The 15,755-nt window shown below is 41.2% G+C and carries 14 protein-coding genes and 5 tRNA genes; 5 read left to right on the forward strand and 14 right to left on the reverse strand.

The window, feature by feature from the left end:
- Positions 1 to 217: 217 nt before the first annotated feature.
- The 11 genes from H5162_RS05245 to xerD form a co-directional block, all read right to left on the reverse strand.
- Positions 218 to 294, reverse strand: a tRNA-Arg gene (locus H5162_RS05245).
- A 134-nt stretch (positions 295 to 428) separates the two neighbouring features.
- Positions 429 to 505 (reverse strand) — tRNA-Arg (locus H5162_RS05250).
- 80 nt (positions 506 to 585) lie between these two features.
- A tRNA-Arg gene (locus H5162_RS05255) sits at positions 586 to 662 on the reverse strand.
- Between the two features lie 45 nt (positions 663 to 707).
- Positions 708 to 784, reverse strand: a tRNA-Arg gene (locus tag H5162_RS05260).
- 37 nt (positions 785 to 821) lie between these two features.
- Positions 822 to 914, reverse strand: a tRNA-Ser gene (locus H5162_RS05265).
- A 129-nt stretch (positions 915 to 1,043) separates the two neighbouring features.
- Positions 1,044 to 1,226, reverse strand: coding sequence for a hypothetical protein (locus H5162_RS05270; RefSeq protein WP_145240843.1), 183 nt, complete (start codon positions 1,224 to 1,226; stop codon positions 1,044 to 1,046).
- A 274-nt stretch (positions 1,227 to 1,500) separates the two neighbouring features.
- A complete protein-coding gene (lysS, locus tag H5162_RS05275) occupies positions 1,501 to 3,036 on the reverse strand; it encodes a lysine--tRNA ligase (protein WP_182718004.1) in 1,536 nt (511 codons plus the stop codon).
- A gap of 26 nt (positions 3,037 to 3,062) precedes the next feature.
- A protein-coding gene (gene prfB, locus H5162_RS05280) for a peptide chain release factor 2 (RefSeq protein ID WP_145240838.1) occupies positions 3,063 to 4,161 on the reverse strand; the annotation gives its coding sequence in 2 pieces (ribosomal slippage) (positions 3,063 to 4,085 and positions 4,087 to 4,161; 1,098 coding nt in all).
- Positions 4,162 to 4,315: 154 nt separating this feature from the next.
- Positions 4,316 to 6,037, reverse strand: coding sequence for a single-stranded-DNA-specific exonuclease RecJ (recJ, locus tag H5162_RS05285; RefSeq protein ID WP_182777889.1), 1,722 nt, complete (start codon positions 6,035 to 6,037; stop codon positions 4,316 to 4,318).
- A gap of 75 nt (positions 6,038 to 6,112) precedes the next feature.
- The gene (gene dsbC, locus H5162_RS05290) at positions 6,113 to 6,841 is read right to left on the reverse strand and encodes a bifunctional protein-disulfide isomerase/oxidoreductase DsbC (RefSeq protein ID WP_145240834.1); all 729 of its coding nucleotides are present in this window, start codon (positions 6,839 to 6,841) and stop codon (positions 6,113 to 6,115) included.
- Positions 6,842 to 6,905: 64 nt separating this feature from the next.
- The gene (gene xerD / locus H5162_RS05295; RefSeq protein ID WP_220491296.1) at positions 6,906 to 7,859 is read right to left on the reverse strand and encodes a site-specific tyrosine recombinase XerD; all 954 of its coding nucleotides are present in this window, start codon (positions 7,857 to 7,859) and stop codon (positions 6,906 to 6,908) included.
- An 80-nt stretch (positions 7,860 to 7,939) separates the two neighbouring features.
- Here xerD and fldB point away from each other — a divergent pair, with 80 nt between their 5' ends.
- A complete protein-coding gene (gene fldB, locus H5162_RS05300) occupies positions 7,940 to 8,461 on the forward strand; it encodes a flavodoxin FldB (protein ID WP_149981789.1) in 522 nt (173 codons plus the stop codon).
- A 279-nt stretch (positions 8,462 to 8,740) separates the two neighbouring features.
- On the opposite strand, the gene H5162_RS05305 is transcribed toward fldB, so the two are convergent.
- The 3 genes from H5162_RS05305 to H5162_RS05315 are packed head-to-tail and all read right to left on the reverse strand — an operon-like array spanning position 8,741 to position 12,135.
- Positions 8,741 to 9,880 carry an ABC transporter permease gene (locus H5162_RS05305; RefSeq protein WP_182759516.1) on the reverse strand — a complete coding sequence of 380 codons (1,140 nt, stop codon included), beginning with the start codon at positions 9,878 to 9,880 and terminating at the stop codon, positions 8,741 to 8,743.
- Positions 9,877 to 10,611, reverse strand: coding sequence for an ATP-binding cassette domain-containing protein (locus H5162_RS05310; RefSeq protein ID WP_145240830.1), 735 nt, complete (start codon positions 10,609 to 10,611; stop codon positions 9,877 to 9,879). The genes H5162_RS05305 and H5162_RS05310 overlap by 4 nt, the downstream gene beginning before the upstream one ends.
- 3 nt (positions 10,612 to 10,614) lie before the next feature.
- On the reverse strand, positions 10,615 to 12,135 hold the full coding sequence (locus tag H5162_RS05315; RefSeq protein WP_182777891.1) for an alpha/beta fold hydrolase: 1,521 nt from the start codon (positions 12,133 to 12,135) through the stop codon (positions 10,615 to 10,617).
- A 93-nt stretch (positions 12,136 to 12,228) separates the two neighbouring features.
- On the opposite strand from H5162_RS05315, the gene H5162_RS05320 reads away from it, so the two are divergent.
- The 4 genes from H5162_RS05320 (at position 12,229) to H5162_RS05335 (ending at position 15,753) form a co-directional block, all read left to right on the forward strand.
- Complete coding sequence (locus tag H5162_RS05320; protein ID WP_145240826.1) at positions 12,229 to 12,603, forward strand: GntR family transcriptional regulator; 375 nt, start codon at positions 12,229 to 12,231, stop codon at positions 12,601 to 12,603.
- Between the two features lie 2 nt (positions 12,604 to 12,605).
- The gene (locus tag H5162_RS05325) at positions 12,606 to 13,442 is read left to right on the forward strand and encodes an ABC transporter ATP-binding protein (RefSeq protein WP_182777893.1); all 837 of its coding nucleotides are present in this window, start codon (positions 12,606 to 12,608) and stop codon (positions 13,440 to 13,442) included.
- A complete protein-coding gene (locus H5162_RS05330) occupies positions 13,439 to 14,683 on the forward strand; it encodes a hypothetical protein (RefSeq protein WP_182777895.1) in 1,245 nt (414 codons plus the stop codon). The genes H5162_RS05325 and H5162_RS05330 overlap by 4 nt, the downstream gene beginning before the upstream one ends.
- Positions 14,684 to 14,898: 215 nt before the next feature.
- Positions 14,899 to 15,753 (forward strand): alpha/beta hydrolase, encoded by an 855-nt coding sequence (locus H5162_RS05335; RefSeq protein ID WP_182777897.1) that lies wholly within the window; start codon positions 14,899 to 14,901, stop codon positions 15,751 to 15,753.
- The last annotated feature ends 2 nt before the right edge of the window (positions 15,754 to 15,755 follow it).

Here is a 15,755-nt window from a genome sequence, read left to right on the forward strand (position 1 = left end):
TATACTTTTAAGTATGAGGCAAATTTCAGGCATAAAAAAACCGACTCTCGTCGGTTATCTTCTATTAACTTTAATAGTAATAGAAAGTGGTGAGCGCAGGACGTATCTTCAAAGAGTGAACCTTCGACCACTCGGTTAGTGGTTTTATACTTTTAAGTATGAGGCAAATTTCAGGCATAAAAAAACCGACTCTCGTCGGTTACCTTTAAATAGAAAGTGGTGGGCGCAGGAGGATTCGAACCTCCGACCGCTCGGTTCGTAGCCGAGTACTCTATCCAGCTGAGCTATGCGCCCACATTCTATTTTGATTTTAAAGTCTTACTTTGACTGACGCATTAAGCTAATTAATAACAAAGCTTATTACGAATTTTAAAAATAAAAAAACCGACCATGTGTCGGGCTCTTTATAAATTAACACTAATAGAAAGTGGTGGGCGCAGGAGGATTCGAACCTCCGACCGCTCGGTTCGTAGCCGAGTACTCTATCCAGCTGAGCTATGCGCCCACATTCTATTTTGATTTTAATGTCTTCTCTGACATATTAGTATGCAATAACTAATATAACTCTCAGTAGTAAATAAAAAGTGGTGGGCGCAGGAGGATTCGAACCTCCGACCGCTCGGTTCGTAGCCGAGTACTCTATCCAGCTGAGCTATGCGCCCACTTTTTTATACTCTAATTCGAGTTTCTTACTAATAAGTAAAGTATGGTGGGCGCAGGAGGATTCGAACCTCCGACCGCTCGGTTCGTAGCCGAGTACTCTATCCAGCTGAGCTATGCGCCCATTCTTTACTTTACAAGATAACCATTTATAAAATAAATGGCGGAGAAGGAGGGATTCGAACCCTCGATAGAGCTACAAACCCTATACTCCCTTAGCAGGGGAGCGCCTTCGGCCACTCGGCCACCTCTCCGTCTTGTGGGGCGTATAATAAAGATTTCAGAAAATATGTCAAACACTTTTCTTGTTTAAAGTAACTGTATGGTTAGAGAACACCCATAACAGCCAAAAAAGAGTCAACTTTGTTTAATCGTTAATCAAATTAAGAGGTTTTAATATCAGCGGATACACCGAGAACAGGCACTAATTCGTCAGTTAATTGTTCGAGATATTGATCTTGGTAGCCTAATTGCTGAAATTCAGCAATACATGCTCGATAATAGGTTTCTCTTTGTAATTCAATACTGAGTACTTCAGAGGGTGAATCAGGTTTATTATCTTTCATATAAAATCCGTTTATATAAGTCCTTTAGATTGACGTGAGTTTAAAAAACCATGCTTTATGCTGTTTTTTCAGTCAATAGTTTAGCTAAACTTAGAAATAATGCTCGTTCATTTTGATGATTTTATATAATTAATTTTTATTTTCACATAATTCAATACGTTAAAATTAAAATTTTATTATTGCCAGTATAATTTCCATTGGCGGGACCCGCTACAGACACAAAAACGCCGCTATTAAAGCGGCGTTTATAATATCAACTTAATCTAACATAGCATTAGTCAGCTTGTGGGCGCATATGCGGGAACAAGATAACATCTTTAATTGTTGATGAGTCAGTAAATAGCATCACTAAACGGTCGATACCAATCCCCTCACCTGCCGTAGGCGGAAGGCCATACTCTAGCGCGCGAATGTAATCTTCGTCGTAGTGCATTGCTTCATCATCGCCGGCGTCTTTTTCTTCCACTTGGCGAGTAAAGCGCTCAGCTTGATCTTGTGCATCATTAAGCTCAGAGAAACCATTTGCAAGCTCACGGCCACCAACAAAGAATTCAAAACGGTCAGTAACAAATGGGTTTTCATCGTTACGACGAGCAAGTGGTGATACTTCCCACGGGTAACCGGTGATGAAAGTCGGTTGAATAAGCATGTGCTCTGCTGTTTCTTCAAAGATTTCACATAAGAACTTACCTGGGCCCCAAACACAATTTTCAGGAATTTTAACGTGCACTTGCTTTGCGTACGCTTTTAATTCGTCAAAGTGATTTTCTGGATCATTGAATACTGCAGCATCAAACTCAGGATTATATTTTAAAATCGCATCCGCCATACTTAAACGGGTAAACGGTTGGCCAAAGTCATACTCTACTGAGTCAACCACTTCGCCGTTCTCGTTTTTAGTCGTATTAACAACGATTGGGCTGCCCAATACGTTAGTTGCAACAGTACGCAACATGTCTTCGGTGATGTTCATCAGGTCGATGTAATCAGCGTAGGCTTGGTAGAATTCGATCATAGTGAATTCTGGGTTGTGACGCGTTGATAACCCTTCGTTACGGAAGTTACGGTTAATTTCAAATACGCGGTCAAAACCACCTACCACTAAACGTTTTAAGTAAAGCTCTGGTGCAATACGTAAGTACATATCGATATCAAGGGCATTGTGATGAGTCACGAATGGACGCGCAGATGCACCACCAGGGATAACCTGTAGCATTGGCGTTTCAACTTCCATAAAGTCACGATCTGCTAAGAAGCGACGAATACCTTCAACTACTTGTGAACGAATACGGAACGTTTCACGGGTTGCTTCATTAGTGATCAAATCAACATAACGTTGGCGATATTTAGTTTCTTGATCAGATAAGCCATGGAATTTTTCAGGAAGTGGACGTAGTGACTTAGTCAGTAATTGATACTCTGTCATTTCTACGTATAAATCGCCTTTACCTGATTTATTAAGCGCGCCTTTAACACCAATGATATCGCCAGTGTCTAATTGACCGTATTTTTCTTTCAGATCTTTTTGGACATCTTTTGATGCATACGCTTGCACACGACCTTTCATGTCTTGAATTACAAAGAATGGTCCGCGTTTAGCTAGGATACGACCCGCGATAGACACAACATGGTTAAGCTCTACTAATTCTTCTTTACTCTTATCACCAAACTCGGCCTGTAAGTCTGCCGTGTAATGCTCACGACGGAATTGATTTGGATGACCGTTAGCAGGGCAATTGGCGCGAATAGCGTCTAATTTGCCACGACGCTCAGCGATTAACTTATTTTCGTCTTGGATTTGATCAGTCATTTTTTAGCTCTTTTTTAGCTTGGTGGTTATAGGCCAGATTTTAAGCTGGCTTCAATAAATTTATCTAAATTGCCGTCAAGTACCGATTGGGTATTACGGTTTTCAACGCCGGTACGTAAATCTTTAATGCGCGCATCATCAAGTACGTATGAACGTATTTGACTGCCCCAGCCGATGTCAGATTTGGCATCTTCTTGGGTTTGCTTTTCAGCATTTTGCTGCTGTAGCTCAAGCTCAAATAACTTCGCTTTTAACTGCTTCATCGCTTGTGCTTTATTTTTATGTTGAGAGCGTTCGTTCTGACACTGCACTACCGTATTTGTCGGTACGTGGGTAATACGTACCGCAGATTCTGTGGTATTTACGTGCTGACCACCCGCGCCTGATGCACGGTATACGTCGATACGTAAATCAGCCGGATTAATATCAATCTCAATATTATCGTCAACTTCTGGATAAACAAATGCAGAAGCAAACGAGGTATGACGACGGCCACTTGAATCAAATGGGCTTTTACGTACTAAACGATGAACCCCAGTTTCTGTACGTAACCAGCCATACGCGTATTCACCAACAAAGCGCACGGTTGCGCCTTTAATACCGGCAACATCACCGTCAGTGGCCTCTACCAGTTCAACTTTAAAGCCTTTGGCTTCACCCCAGCGTAAATACATGCGTAATAACATGTTACACCAGTCTTGAGCTTCTGTACCGCCTGAGCCTGATTGTAAATCAAGGTAAGCATCATTTGCGTCATGTGCGCCAGAGAACATGCGACGAAATTCTAAACCTTCAAGCTGTTCGTTTAGGTCTGTCAGTTCGCTTTGTGCTTCATTGAAGGTCTCTTCATCTTCTGCTTCAACTGCAAGTTCAAGCAACCCTTCAACATCGTCAGTACCAGTTACTAGATTATCGATAGTTTCAACAACCGCTTCTAATGCTGACTTTTCACGACCTAGTGCTTGTGCTCGCTCGGGCTCATTCCATACGGCTGAATCTTCAAGTTCGGCGTTAACTTCTTCTAAACGTTCTTGTTTAAGAGCGTAGTCAAAGGTACCCCCGAAGCAGTTCAGTACGTTCGCGAATTTCCTTGATTTGATTAATCACAGGATTCACTTCAAACATGTACATTACTCCAAAATGGCTGGTTTACGCGGCTAATCGCCAGGTAAAATTATGCTAATAATTATTTAAATTTCGCTTTAAATAATAAAACGCCCGATTTTAACAAAAAACCGTGCGTTTTATTAGTACTTTATGCATCGATAATAGATATTTTTTAAGCTACTTTTTGCAGCTCACGGACAATTAACTGTAATGAAAATTTACCTCTAAACTCATTGATATCGAGCTGATAGGCCAATTTCACCAAGCGCGCTTCAGTATCAGGCCACTCGCGCACATCAATACCGAAGGCAATAGCATCAACCAAACGCCCTGAACGGTGTTTTAATACCAGCTTTAAGTGCTTTTCACCAACAATGCGCTGCTGTACGAGTTCAAAAGTGTGTTCAAACACGGGTTCTGGAAATTGCTGCCCCCATGGCCCTGCTTGTTTGAGTACATTTGCAAACTCCATGCTAAAGCAGTCATCAGCAAGCTCGCCATCGGTTAAGATAATACAGCGTTTATGCTCTTCACTTAACTGCCCACTTACCGCCTGCTCAAACTCACGTTTAAACTCACTAAAGTGCTGCTCATTAATGCTCAGACCGGCCGCCATAGCATGACCACCAAATTTACTGATCAAATGTGGATGCAAGGTATTTAAGCGCTCAAGCAAGTCACGCATGTGCAAGCCTTCAATCGAGCGGCAAGAGCCCTTTATTTCACCGTTGTCGCCACCAGCAAAAATTACTGTTGGGCGGTGGTATTTCTCTTTTAAACGTCCCGCTAAAATACCGATCACACCTTGATGCCAGTCTTCTTGATATAAACAGATAGCATCAGGTGTTTGTTCATCGCTAAAAGCAAGCTTATCTAGCACGGCTTGTGCTTCAAGTTGCATGCCCTGCTCTATCTCTCGACGCTCATGGTTTAAACTATCCAGCTCAGCGGCTATGCGTCGCGCTTGATTGATATCAGTAGCAAGTAAGCAAGCTATGCCTAAACTCATATCATCTAAACGCCCAGCGGCATTTAAGCGTGGTGCAAGCGAAAAACCAAAATCACTGGCGCTTAAACGCGCTGCGTTACGATTAGCGACCTCAATCAGCGCTGTAATACCTGGGCGTGTTTTGCCGCTACGAATTCGCGCTAGACCTTGGTGAACTAAGGTGCGATTATTGGCATCCAGTGCCACCACATCAGCAACCGTACCTAGCGCTACAATATCAAGCAGATCGGCTAAGTTAGGCGGTGGTTGCTGCGCAAAATGACCAACATCACGCAATGCACTTCTAAGCGCAATCAATAAATAAAATGCAACCCCGACTCCTGCGATTGATTTTGATGGAAACTCACAATCATGGCGATTAGGGTTAACGATAGCGTCAGCATTGGGTAGTTGTTCGCCTTGCAAGTGATGATCGGTAACCAGCACTTTAATGCCCGCGGTTTTTACAATTGCGATGCCAGCAATACAGGAAATACCATTATCAACAGTGATCACTAGATCTGGTGCCATAGTGACTATTTGCTCGGCCAACGCGGGACTTAAACCATAGCCTAAGCTGAATCTGTCTGGCACTAAATAGTCTAAATGAGCAAAACCAAACATCGCTAAGCCTTGCATTAAGGTAGCGGTGCTGGTTGCGCCATCGGCATCAAAATCACCCACGATCAGCACTTTACTTTGCGCTCGCAGAGCATGTTGAAGTAAAGCGGTGGCTTTATCTATGTCTTTAAATAATTTGAAGTCATGTAAAGTGGCTGCGCTATTATTTAGCTCATCGGCATGATTAACTTGGCGGCTGGCATAAATTTGTTTAATAACAGGGTGCAAATGGCTTGGCAGGTGTGAATCATCATGATGATCACGAGCAACAATTAATTTTTTCATGCAGGCGCGGTACTTTTAGATTAAGGAATAAAGACAAAAAAAGGCCTTAACGGCCTTTTTATAAAAAGCATAATACTATGACGATTTATTAGCGTCTAACGCAGCAGCTAATGCGGCCGCAGGCTGATAACCTGGGATCATCGTACCATCTTCTAAAATAATTGCTGGTGTACCGCTAATGCCAAAACTTTGGCCAAGCTGATAATGTTCTGCAACTGGGGCATGACAACCGGCCATTACTTTTGTATCAGCGCCCGATTTTGCTGCTGTCATTGCTTCTTGTTGATCTTTAGCACACCAAACATTCATTAGATCTGCATAGCCTGAGCCTTGTAAACCACCACGTGGAAACGCTAAATACTTAACGGTAATACCCGCTTCAAGTAAATCATCAAGCTCGCGGTGTAACTTACGGCAATAACCACAGCTAATATCAGTAAACACAGTTATGCTATGTTTCTCATTTTTAGCTTTGTAAACAATCATTGAGTCTTCGTATTGCGCTAGGCCTTCTTTACGAACGCCATTAAGCGCTTGCTCGGTTAGATTGTTACGGTTATTTAAATCAATCAAGGTGCCTTGCATTAAGTATTGACCATCTGCGCTTGCATACAGCACGCCTTTATCAGTGATCAACTCTTTTAAACCGGCCACTGGGCTTGGGCTAATTTGCTTAACAGTAACACCTAGCTCTGCAAACTTAGTCACGATTGGATCGTTGGCATCAGGAATGGCTGCAACGCCATTGGCAAACGCACTTATACTGGTGCCTAATATCGCACCGGCTAATACTAACTTTTTCATAATGTTCTCTTATATCCTGATAATTCTTAACTACTCAGACCGCCGAAGTACGAAAAAATTCTCACTAAGCGCGCGGATGATGTTGCTGATGTACCAATTTTAACCGTTCATTAGCTACATGGGTATAAATTTGTGTGGTTGATAAATCACTATGCCCTAACATCATCTGTACAACCCTTAGGTCAGCACCATGATTTAGTAAGTGTGTTGCGAACGCATGGCGCAACGTATGGGGCGATAAAGGCGATTCAACTGCTGCCAAAATAGCATAGTGTTTAATACGATGCCAAAAAGTTTGTCGAGTCATACCGACTCCACGCTTTGACGGAAACACAAAATCGGTGGCATGTTTGATCATTTGCGCGCGCCCCACTTTTAAAAATTGCTCCAGCCAATACATAGCCTCTTCGCCAAGCGGCACCAAACGCTCTTTATTACCTTTACCTTTAACAAACACCACCGCTTGGCGCAAATTAATTTGTTCAATACGCAACCCAACTAACTCGCTAACCCGTAAACCCGTTGCATATAATAGCTCTAACATAGCTTTATCACGCAATCCCATCGGCTCTTCAACATTAGGCGCCGCCAAAAGTGCTTCAACTTCATTTTCTGACAATGTTTTCGGCAATGATAGGCCCGCTTTAGGCTGAGCAATATTTACCATTGGCGAATCAGTAATGTGTTTTTCACGCACAAAGTATTGGTAAAAGCGCTTTAACGCGCTAATACTGCGCGCCGTACTGCGAGGCTTTAAACCTAAATCAACACGATGCGCTAAATAGCTTTCAATATCTTGGCCACTCACGGTGAGCAAATCTTGACCTTTTAAAAAGTGGCAAAATTTATCCAAGTCGCTGCGATACGCAGATAAAGTGTTATCGCTTACGTGTTGTTCTAAATAGAGGTTATCTAAAAAAGATTCAAGATAATCACTATTACCGAGTAGTTCGTCGTGATCTGTAATGGCTGAGTCTAATGACTCATGATCAGGTAACGTGGTCACAGTTATTCTCATAGTTATCAAGGTATCAATTAATAATACCTTACGGTAAACTTCAGCCTATCATATCAGGCAAATACACAGTGATAAATACGATGCAAATTGGTTTATTTTATGGTTCTACCACATGCTATACAGAAATAGCAGCAGAAAAAATTCGCGATATTATCGGTCAAGACATTGTCAGCCTGCATAACATCAAAGATGAACCATTAAAAAATGCAGAAAATTACGACTTTATCATCTTTGGTATCTCCACATGGGATTTTGGCGAGTTACAAGAAGATTGGGAGTCGATTTGGGACGACATTAAAGATGTTGATCTCAATGGCAAAACCATCGCTTTATTTGGTATGGGCGATCAACAAGGTTATGGTCAATGGTTTCAAGATGCACTTGGTATGTTACATGATGAAATAAGTAGCCAACAATATACTTTATTAGGATTGTGGCCGAACGACAGCACGTATGAGTTTGAAGCCTCTAAAGCACTCACCGAAGATGGCAAACACTTCGTTGGTTTAGCCCTTGATGAAGACAGCCAATACGAACACAGTGATGAGCGTATCGCTAACTGGGTTGAACAGATCATGACTGAGTACAGCGAGACATTATAAATCTCGCTGCGTAACACTGATACCCAAACCGCCTCAAAATGCAGAGCTTACGGTTTCATAAGGGCTTAATATCAAGGTGTTGCTTTGCAACAGTGGCAATCCCATTTAAGAAACAACAACTAATTACTAAGTTTATATCCAACGGTACGCTATAAACTTTATCCAAGCTGCTTGTTTAAACTGCTATTAATAACTTACTCTGCTTCTAAACAGCTCAGTTATCCCTCAAAAATAAATCAGCGGCCTTTTAGGTCGCTGATTCATTTCCAACTCAATAGCTTACAAGCCAAATACCACTTTTTCACTTTTCAGCATACGCGCGCTTAAAAAACTAAAGGCTGCACATAATACCAGTGTGATCACTGTTGATAGCAGTAACTGCGGGATAGGAATGGGATTACCTTTAATAAATTCCATTAATGCAAACTGCTGTGCTGCTATCGGCAACCACTGCACCTTATCTGTCGCAATATCATAAGTAGTTATCATGCTTAACGCCATTGGGATAAATAACACCATAGTGACGTAAGATTGCGCTTCTTTAAATGACTTAGCCATAAAAGACACAAACACTTGTAAGCTTGCCGACATCAACGCAATTGGTAGGCATATCGCGATACTAAATAACATAAACGCAGGGGTAATAGTGATGCTAAAGCCCATTTGCTGCCACGGCACCATTGCATACGAAAACTTAGAGACAACTAAAATAACCACTAAACCTAACATCGAAAACGTGGTGATAGCGCCTATTTTAGCAAGCACAATATGTAAACTATGTAATGGATGACTCAACAATAACGATAAAGAATTACGCTCTCGCTCACCCGCACTGGTATCAATTGCCAAATTCATCGCCGCGTAAAATAAAGCTAAAATAAGTGTTAATACGACAATACCCAAAATCATGCCACCTTTTGAATCAGGTGTAGCTTGATCATGTACTTCAATCACGATTGCACGCATCAAACTCGGATCCACACCACGAGAGACTAATCTCAGGCTCGCTATTTCAGAGCTGTACAATGCTATTGCTTTTTCAACTTGGTTGATATGTTTACGCAACTTATCATCAGATTTATCTGCAATTAGCGTTACCGTAGCTGGGCGCCCTTCGCTCATTTTTTGTTGATAGTCATCACTGATTGATAAAGTAATATCTTTACGCTCATTAGCATCGGTACTGGCAAAAATATCACGACTATTAAGGTGAGCAATAAGTCCTGGTGCACTATCGCTATTTTCAATATTAATTTTTAGTGCTTCAGGCGATGCTAATTGCTGTAGCAAAACACTCATTAATAAGCACACACCAATTGGTGCACCTATCGCATAATACAGCCCCGCCATTATCGAGCGTTTATCACGGCTGGCATCCATCACTTCTTTTTTAAATAACACTGTTAATAAATTAATCATGCTGCAATCCCCTCATCACTACCAATTAAGGCGACAAATGCTTCTTCTAATGTCTCTTTACCTGCATGTTCACACAGCTCAGCCACTGAACCTTGTGCAATCACTTGACCATTGGCCATGATCACCACGTGATCACATAACGCTGCAACTTCTTGCATAACATGCGATGAAAATAACACGCAGTGCCCTTGCGCCTTTAATAACAGCAACAGCTCTCTTAATATGCGGGTACTCATTACATCAAGCCCACGGGTTGGTTCATCTAAAATAATGTTTGATGGGTTATGAACCACGGCTTGTGCTAAGGCGGTTTTCATCCGTTGGCCTTGCGAAAAGCCTTGGCAACGGCGATCGGCAATATCATTCATAGCTAATTTATTTATCACATCTATTGTCGCTTGTTTTGCATCACTGGCATTGAGACCACTGAGCTGGGCAAAAAAAGTAATGTATTCCCTTGGTGTTAATCGCTCATACAAGCCACACGGATCAGGAAACAATCCTAGTTTTTGCTTTGCTACCATCGGCTCTTTGGCAACATCAATGCCGTCAATTTCAGCATTTCCGCTATCAGCCTTTAACAATCCAAATACGGTGCGTAAACAAGTGGTTTTACCTGCGCCATTTGGCCCTAGGAGGCCAGTTATCTTGCCGTCCTGTGCAGTAAAACTTAAACCATTTAGCGCATTAACATCGCCAATCTTCTTATTTAGGTTGGTTACTTTAATCATCACTTACTCCTTGTTAGCTGCATCAGCTGGGTGGCTATTGGCAACGGCTACGCCGTTAATATTCATAAAAAACGGTTTGTCATTTGCATCATTAATACAGGTTTTGTCAATGTCTTGCATACTTTGCTGGTCGATAAACTTGGCAATGATTTTCGGCGCACAGGTTTGTGAGCCAATGCCATGGGTGGCAGTCGGTGCAACTAAGTGGGTGGCATTTGTCATCTCAACCATCGCAAGCTCGGCCCAACTTGCAGGTGTAGCAGGATCGCGTCCACCAGAAAGAAGTAACGTTGGCGTACTGGTTTTTAGCGGCTGATAAAATGTTTCGTCAACGGCTTTTACATTCAGAATTGGGCACGCTATATCCAACCCCGCAATCATTGCTTTGCCCATATAAGTTTTACTGTACTGAGCGCGGGTTTGCGTTGTTAAGCGTGGCCAATCTTCACCACAAACGATGGCGTTATGCATACCCATTGCTAAAGATTGTGTTAAATCAACATTCGCCATCATGCCAGCCAATGGTGAATAGTCACCCCTTAGTGCTTTTTCAATAACCATTGGTACAATCGCACGTTGTGCATGGCCGTAAAGCGCAAATCGTATCGCACTGTAAAGCTTCATTTTAGTGATTGTAAAATCAATAAGGTCATTGGTGCGTGGGTGTCTAACCTGTGTTTGTACAGGCTGTTGTTCAAGCCTCGTAAGCAATGAATTAAAGTTATTTGCTAAGTTAGGGTATTGGGCTGCGCATAAAGCATCAGTTTCGCAGCGCTTGAATAATGCAGCCAGTGAACCATCAACCGCTCCGCCTATGGCAGCCAGACTTTGCTGCATTGGCACAACGCCATCTAAGGTACTCGTTAAAACAGCATTAGGAAATTGGCGCATGTATTCTTGCGCTATACGTGTGCCGTATGACACCCCATATAAATGAAAGCCTTTATAACCAAGAGCAACACGCACAGCTTCAAAATCCTTTGCCGCAACAGGCGTAGTAAAATTGCTCAAATCAATATTGAGCTTTGCTTTACATTTTTGCGTATCTTCTGCTCCCATGGCTTGAAGATCGGCAATCACATCATTAAAAGCAAACTGGGTTTTTAGGTCATCACTTTCACATTGCAATTGATGTGAATAACCCGTGCCACGCTGGTCAACCAAGACTATGTCACGAGTTTCGCGAGCAAAACGTAAGTTATGATTAAATATTCTCGCTAAATCTATAGCCCCTTGTCCCGGGCCACCGGCAAAACCAAGTACCGCTTCATCAGGATGACTGGGCTTGATTGCAGGTATAACTGCAAAGTGGATATCAATCTCCCCTTCGCTTGGATCATCTGACAATGGTTGAGCAATACTGCCACACATCAATCGATCAGACAGCCCTTCCATATAGCATGGCGTCAGTTTTGGTTGGTTATTTTGATTATTTTCTGCGTATGACGCAGTTGATGCAACCATTAAAGTTGGCATCATCACTTTAATTATCAGTCTATTAAAACAATTTGATATGCTTTTCATCACTTTTCCCTTGTTTGCATTTTACACTTAATGTGATAACTTATTACTTAGTGTATCGGTGTATTAATGTATTAATACAGTAGAGAAAGAGTAATGCTAGAATTTATTAATGTCAACCCCAATAGTGGCGATCCCATTTATAAGCAATTACATGAACAAATTGTGCGTTTAATTGTAGGTGAGCAAATAGCTGCAGGTGAAGAGCTTCCGTCCGTGAGAAAAATAGCGGATCACTTTGCTGTTAATCCTATGACAGTTTCCAGAGCGATTGGTCAATTAGTGGATCAAGGTTGGTTAGAACGACGCCGTGGCCAAGCAACCCGTGTCGCACAAAAAACAGCACAACAAACCGATCAACAAGAGAGCTTACTTTTTAAAGCTATCGATCAACTTATTCAGCAAGCCAAACAACTCGATGTGCCACAACCGACTTTAACCGAACTAATAAAAAAACGGTGGGAATTATAACAATGACACAACCACTTCTTAGCTATAAAAATGTCTCTAAACATTACAAACAACGTCTGATATTAAACAACATCAACCTTAATGTTGAGCCTGGCATGGTGATTGGTTTATTAGGTAAAAATGGTGCAGGTAAAACAACCTTATTACGTAGCGCGCTGGGTTTAGTAAAGCCTGATGAGGGTGAAGTACAAGCATTAGGTGAATTAAGTCATCAATTAAGTACCAGCAGTAAACAAAAAATTGGTTATGTCGCCCAGCAAACGTTTGGTTATGAAGGTTTTAAAATTGCTGACGCTTTGGCATTACATCGCAGTTTTTACCCAAATTGGGATATGCAATTAGAAGCAAAATGGCTCGCGCGCTTTGAATTGAATAGCAAGGATGCGATTAATGATCTCTCAATCGGCCAGCGTCAAACTTTGGCCCTTATTATGGCCATGGCCTACAGACCCCAGCTACTTATTTTAGACGAGCCGGTGGCGAGCTTAGACCCAATTGCTAGACGCGAATTTATGAGTGATCTTTTCGATTTAGCAATAGATTCGGGCTCCGGAATTTTATTTTCATCACATATCACCTCTGACATAGAGCGCGTCGCCAGCCACATTGCACTTATAAAACAAGGCGAGTTACTGTTACTCGACGAATTAGATGTCATTCGCGACACCGTTAGAAAAGTCAGCTTTAAAGAGTCGACGATTGATCTCAGTGCATACAAGGTACTTAACAGGCAGCAAAATTGTGCCATTATTTATGGCTATACAGGTGAAACTGTTGTTGGTGCTCTAGCAATCAATACACTGTCTCTTGAACAGCTGTTTGTGGAGTTACATGGATGATGCAAGCCAGTAAATGTCCATGGTATCAAGGTGCTGTCAGTTTTTGGTTAAAAGACGTCGGCTGTGCCAGTTATTTCATCGCTGCAATTATAACGACATTACTATGCCTTATAGCTACAGGTATTGAAGATCTGATCGGACTAATGATCATGTTTTCAATTATTTGTATGTACAGCGCGATAGCTTGGCAAAGTATTCGCTTGCAAGCCACTGAATGGCAGAGTTTAGTTGTTGGTTACCGTAAACATGTGATGTTTCAAGGTAAAGTATTCATTATATTGAGTAACTTAATTTCTATCTTGAGTATCATAATTGCGGGCAATATCAATCTATTAGCAACGCTCACGATGGCCAATTTTGTTGGCATTATTATCTGGTTTTTAAATCGCTCATTCAGCCATTTATTTACCTCTGTTTGCTATTTCAGCTTCTTTATAGCTACCTTAGTGTGTGTGCTTATTGAGCAACTGCCAGTTTGGCTAATACCCGTTAACGTCGTTGCTTTTATTGCTATCGTGTTATTTCATAAAAGCTTTACATCTGCGTACAAATGGCACCCCGATTCATTACTAAATTATCGTAATGGTCTGCAATCTGGTTGGTCGCCAGTTCCCAGTGGTTTTTTATCAAATTACGGCAGCTCAATTAATAAAGGGTTATTCCCTCTTAGCTACTTTGTTGGCTCTGGACTCTCTCAATACCTTATTTTAATTACACTTTTATGTTTTTTCGGTGTAGTGGCGAATCTATTTTATAATATCACTGAGCAGGCCATTTTTGTTTTAACGCTGAATTTATTCGCGATTGTTACATTAAGTTTATGGAGCAAAGTACAAAAGCAAAACTCATGGGAGCTGTTATTTACCCTACCAATTTACAACACTAGCTACAGCGCAAAAGTCGCACTTAGTTACAGTGTTTTAAAATTAGCAGCACTCGTAGCTTTACTGTGTTTTAGCACAGCAGCTGCGCTTACTCTTGCTAACCAAGAGTTGTTACTAGTTAATGCTTTAAGTTACTCGTTAGCCTGTGCTGCTGGTTTACTACTTAGCTTTGCGATCGGTAATATTTGCAAAAACATAAACTTACTAAGTGTAATTTTATGCTTAACGTTTGGATTAAATATGGGCCTAGCAAACTATATGTTTGACCACGGTGACAGCTTAACTCTGCTTGTATTAATGAGTCTCTATGCGACAGCTATGGCGGGAGCAAATCACTTAACCGCTAGGTACTTATAGTAATTAAGGCCAATCATTGAATTGAACTTCGTCGTTAATAAAGTTTAGGGCATGTGATTGGCGCCCAGCCCATTTAAAAGTATTTGCCCATGGTAGTTCTAGCTGCTGAAGAATAAACTCATAAACAGCATTTTAAATTATCGAAAAACAATAATTTTTTATTGTTTAAAGTTCATTTTAATGGCATCTTAGTTTTTTAACTTAAAGGAACTAAAATGAAAGCTCTCTGTTTAAACCTCTTGCTATCGATGACCCTGTTGATCCTAACGGCATGTACAACAATAGAAGTTAAGGAGTCACACTTTATTAAACCAGATCAGGGGATTGATCTAACCACACTCCAGAATATTAATAATACAGCAAATTTAAACCCTATTGAGATTACAGCGTTTGATGGCATTAAACTTCGCGGAACTCTTATAACCGTCGCAAACGCTAAAGCCACTATAGTCTACTTTGGGGGAAATCAGTTCAGAGTTGATATTGCTGCAAAACAGCCCTTAGAGGCACTATTGCCACTACAAACAAATATAGTGATGTTTGATCATCGTGGCTATGGAAAAAGTGATGGCTCACCTACCGTTAGTAACCTAAAGCAAGATGCACTTAGTATATTTGATTACGTAAAACAGAATCCTCGCATTAACAACAAACCAATTATTTTGCATGGACACTCTTTAGGAAGCGTAATAGCAGGCTATGTCACAACGAAAAGAAACATTGATGGCTTAGTACTCGAAGGCAGTATTACTAATGTTCAAGAAATGACCGACACTAGAGTTCCTTGGTACGCAAAACCTTTTATCACTATTAACTACTCTGATGGCTTACTTGAGTTTGATAACCTTAAAATTGTAAAACAATATAAATCACCGCTGCTAATTATAACGGGTGAAAATGATACACAAACACCAATCTCATTGGCAAAGTCTTTATTCAAACATGCTGCATCCAGTCAAAAGCAATTATATATCGCATCTGGAAAACACCATGGCGATACGCTAAATGGAACTGAATTAAAGCCTCATTATGAGGTATTATTAACTCAATTAACGTCAAGCAGCTTATAACA

The organism is Pseudoalteromonas sp. SR41-8 (assembly GCF_014163915.1).
Classification (GTDB): domain Bacteria; phylum Pseudomonadota; class Gammaproteobacteria; order Enterobacterales; family Alteromonadaceae; genus Pseudoalteromonas; species Pseudoalteromonas rhizosphaerae.

Bases quoted from the DNA above. Each gene is read 5' to 3' on its own strand.
- H5162_RS05270 (WP_145240843.1), bottom strand. From the start codon at position 1,226: ATGAAAGATAATAAACCTGATTCACCCTCTGAAGTACTCAGTATTGAA.
- lysS (WP_182718004.1), bottom strand. From the start codon at position 3,036: ATGACTGATCAAATCCAAGACGAAAATAAGTTAATCGCTGAGCGTCGT.
- recJ (WP_182777889.1), bottom strand. From the start codon at position 6,037: ATGAAAAAATTAATTGTTGCTCGTGATCATCATGATGATTCACACCTG.
- dsbC (WP_145240834.1), bottom strand. From the start codon at position 6,841: ATGAAAAAGTTAGTATTAGCCGGTGCGATATTAGGCACCAGTATAAGT.
- xerD (WP_220491296.1), bottom strand. From the start codon at position 7,859: ATGAGAATAACTGTGACCACGTTACCTGATCATGAGTCATTAGACTCA.
- fldB (WP_149981789.1), top strand. From the start codon at position 7,940: ATGCAAATTGGTTTATTTTATGGTTCTACCACATGCTATACAGAAATA.
- H5162_RS05305 (WP_182759516.1), bottom strand. From the start codon at position 9,880: ATGATTAATTTATTAACAGTGTTATTTAAAAAAGAAGTGATGGATGCC.
- H5162_RS05310 (WP_145240830.1), bottom strand. From the start codon at position 10,611: ATGATTAAAGTAACCAACCTAAATAAGAAGATTGGCGATGTTAATGCG.
- H5162_RS05315 (WP_182777891.1), bottom strand. From the start codon at position 12,135: ATGAAAAGCATATCAAATTGTTTTAATAGACTGATAATTAAAGTGATG.
- H5162_RS05320 (WP_145240826.1), top strand. From the start codon at position 12,229: ATGCTAGAATTTATTAATGTCAACCCCAATAGTGGCGATCCCATTTAT.
- H5162_RS05325 (WP_182777893.1), top strand. From the start codon at position 12,606: ATGACACAACCACTTCTTAGCTATAAAAATGTCTCTAAACATTACAAA.
- H5162_RS05330 (WP_182777895.1), top strand. From the start codon at position 13,439: ATGATGCAAGCCAGTAAATGTCCATGGTATCAAGGTGCTGTCAGTTTT.
- H5162_RS05335 (WP_182777897.1), top strand. From the start codon at position 14,899: ATGAAAGCTCTCTGTTTAAACCTCTTGCTATCGATGACCCTGTTGATC.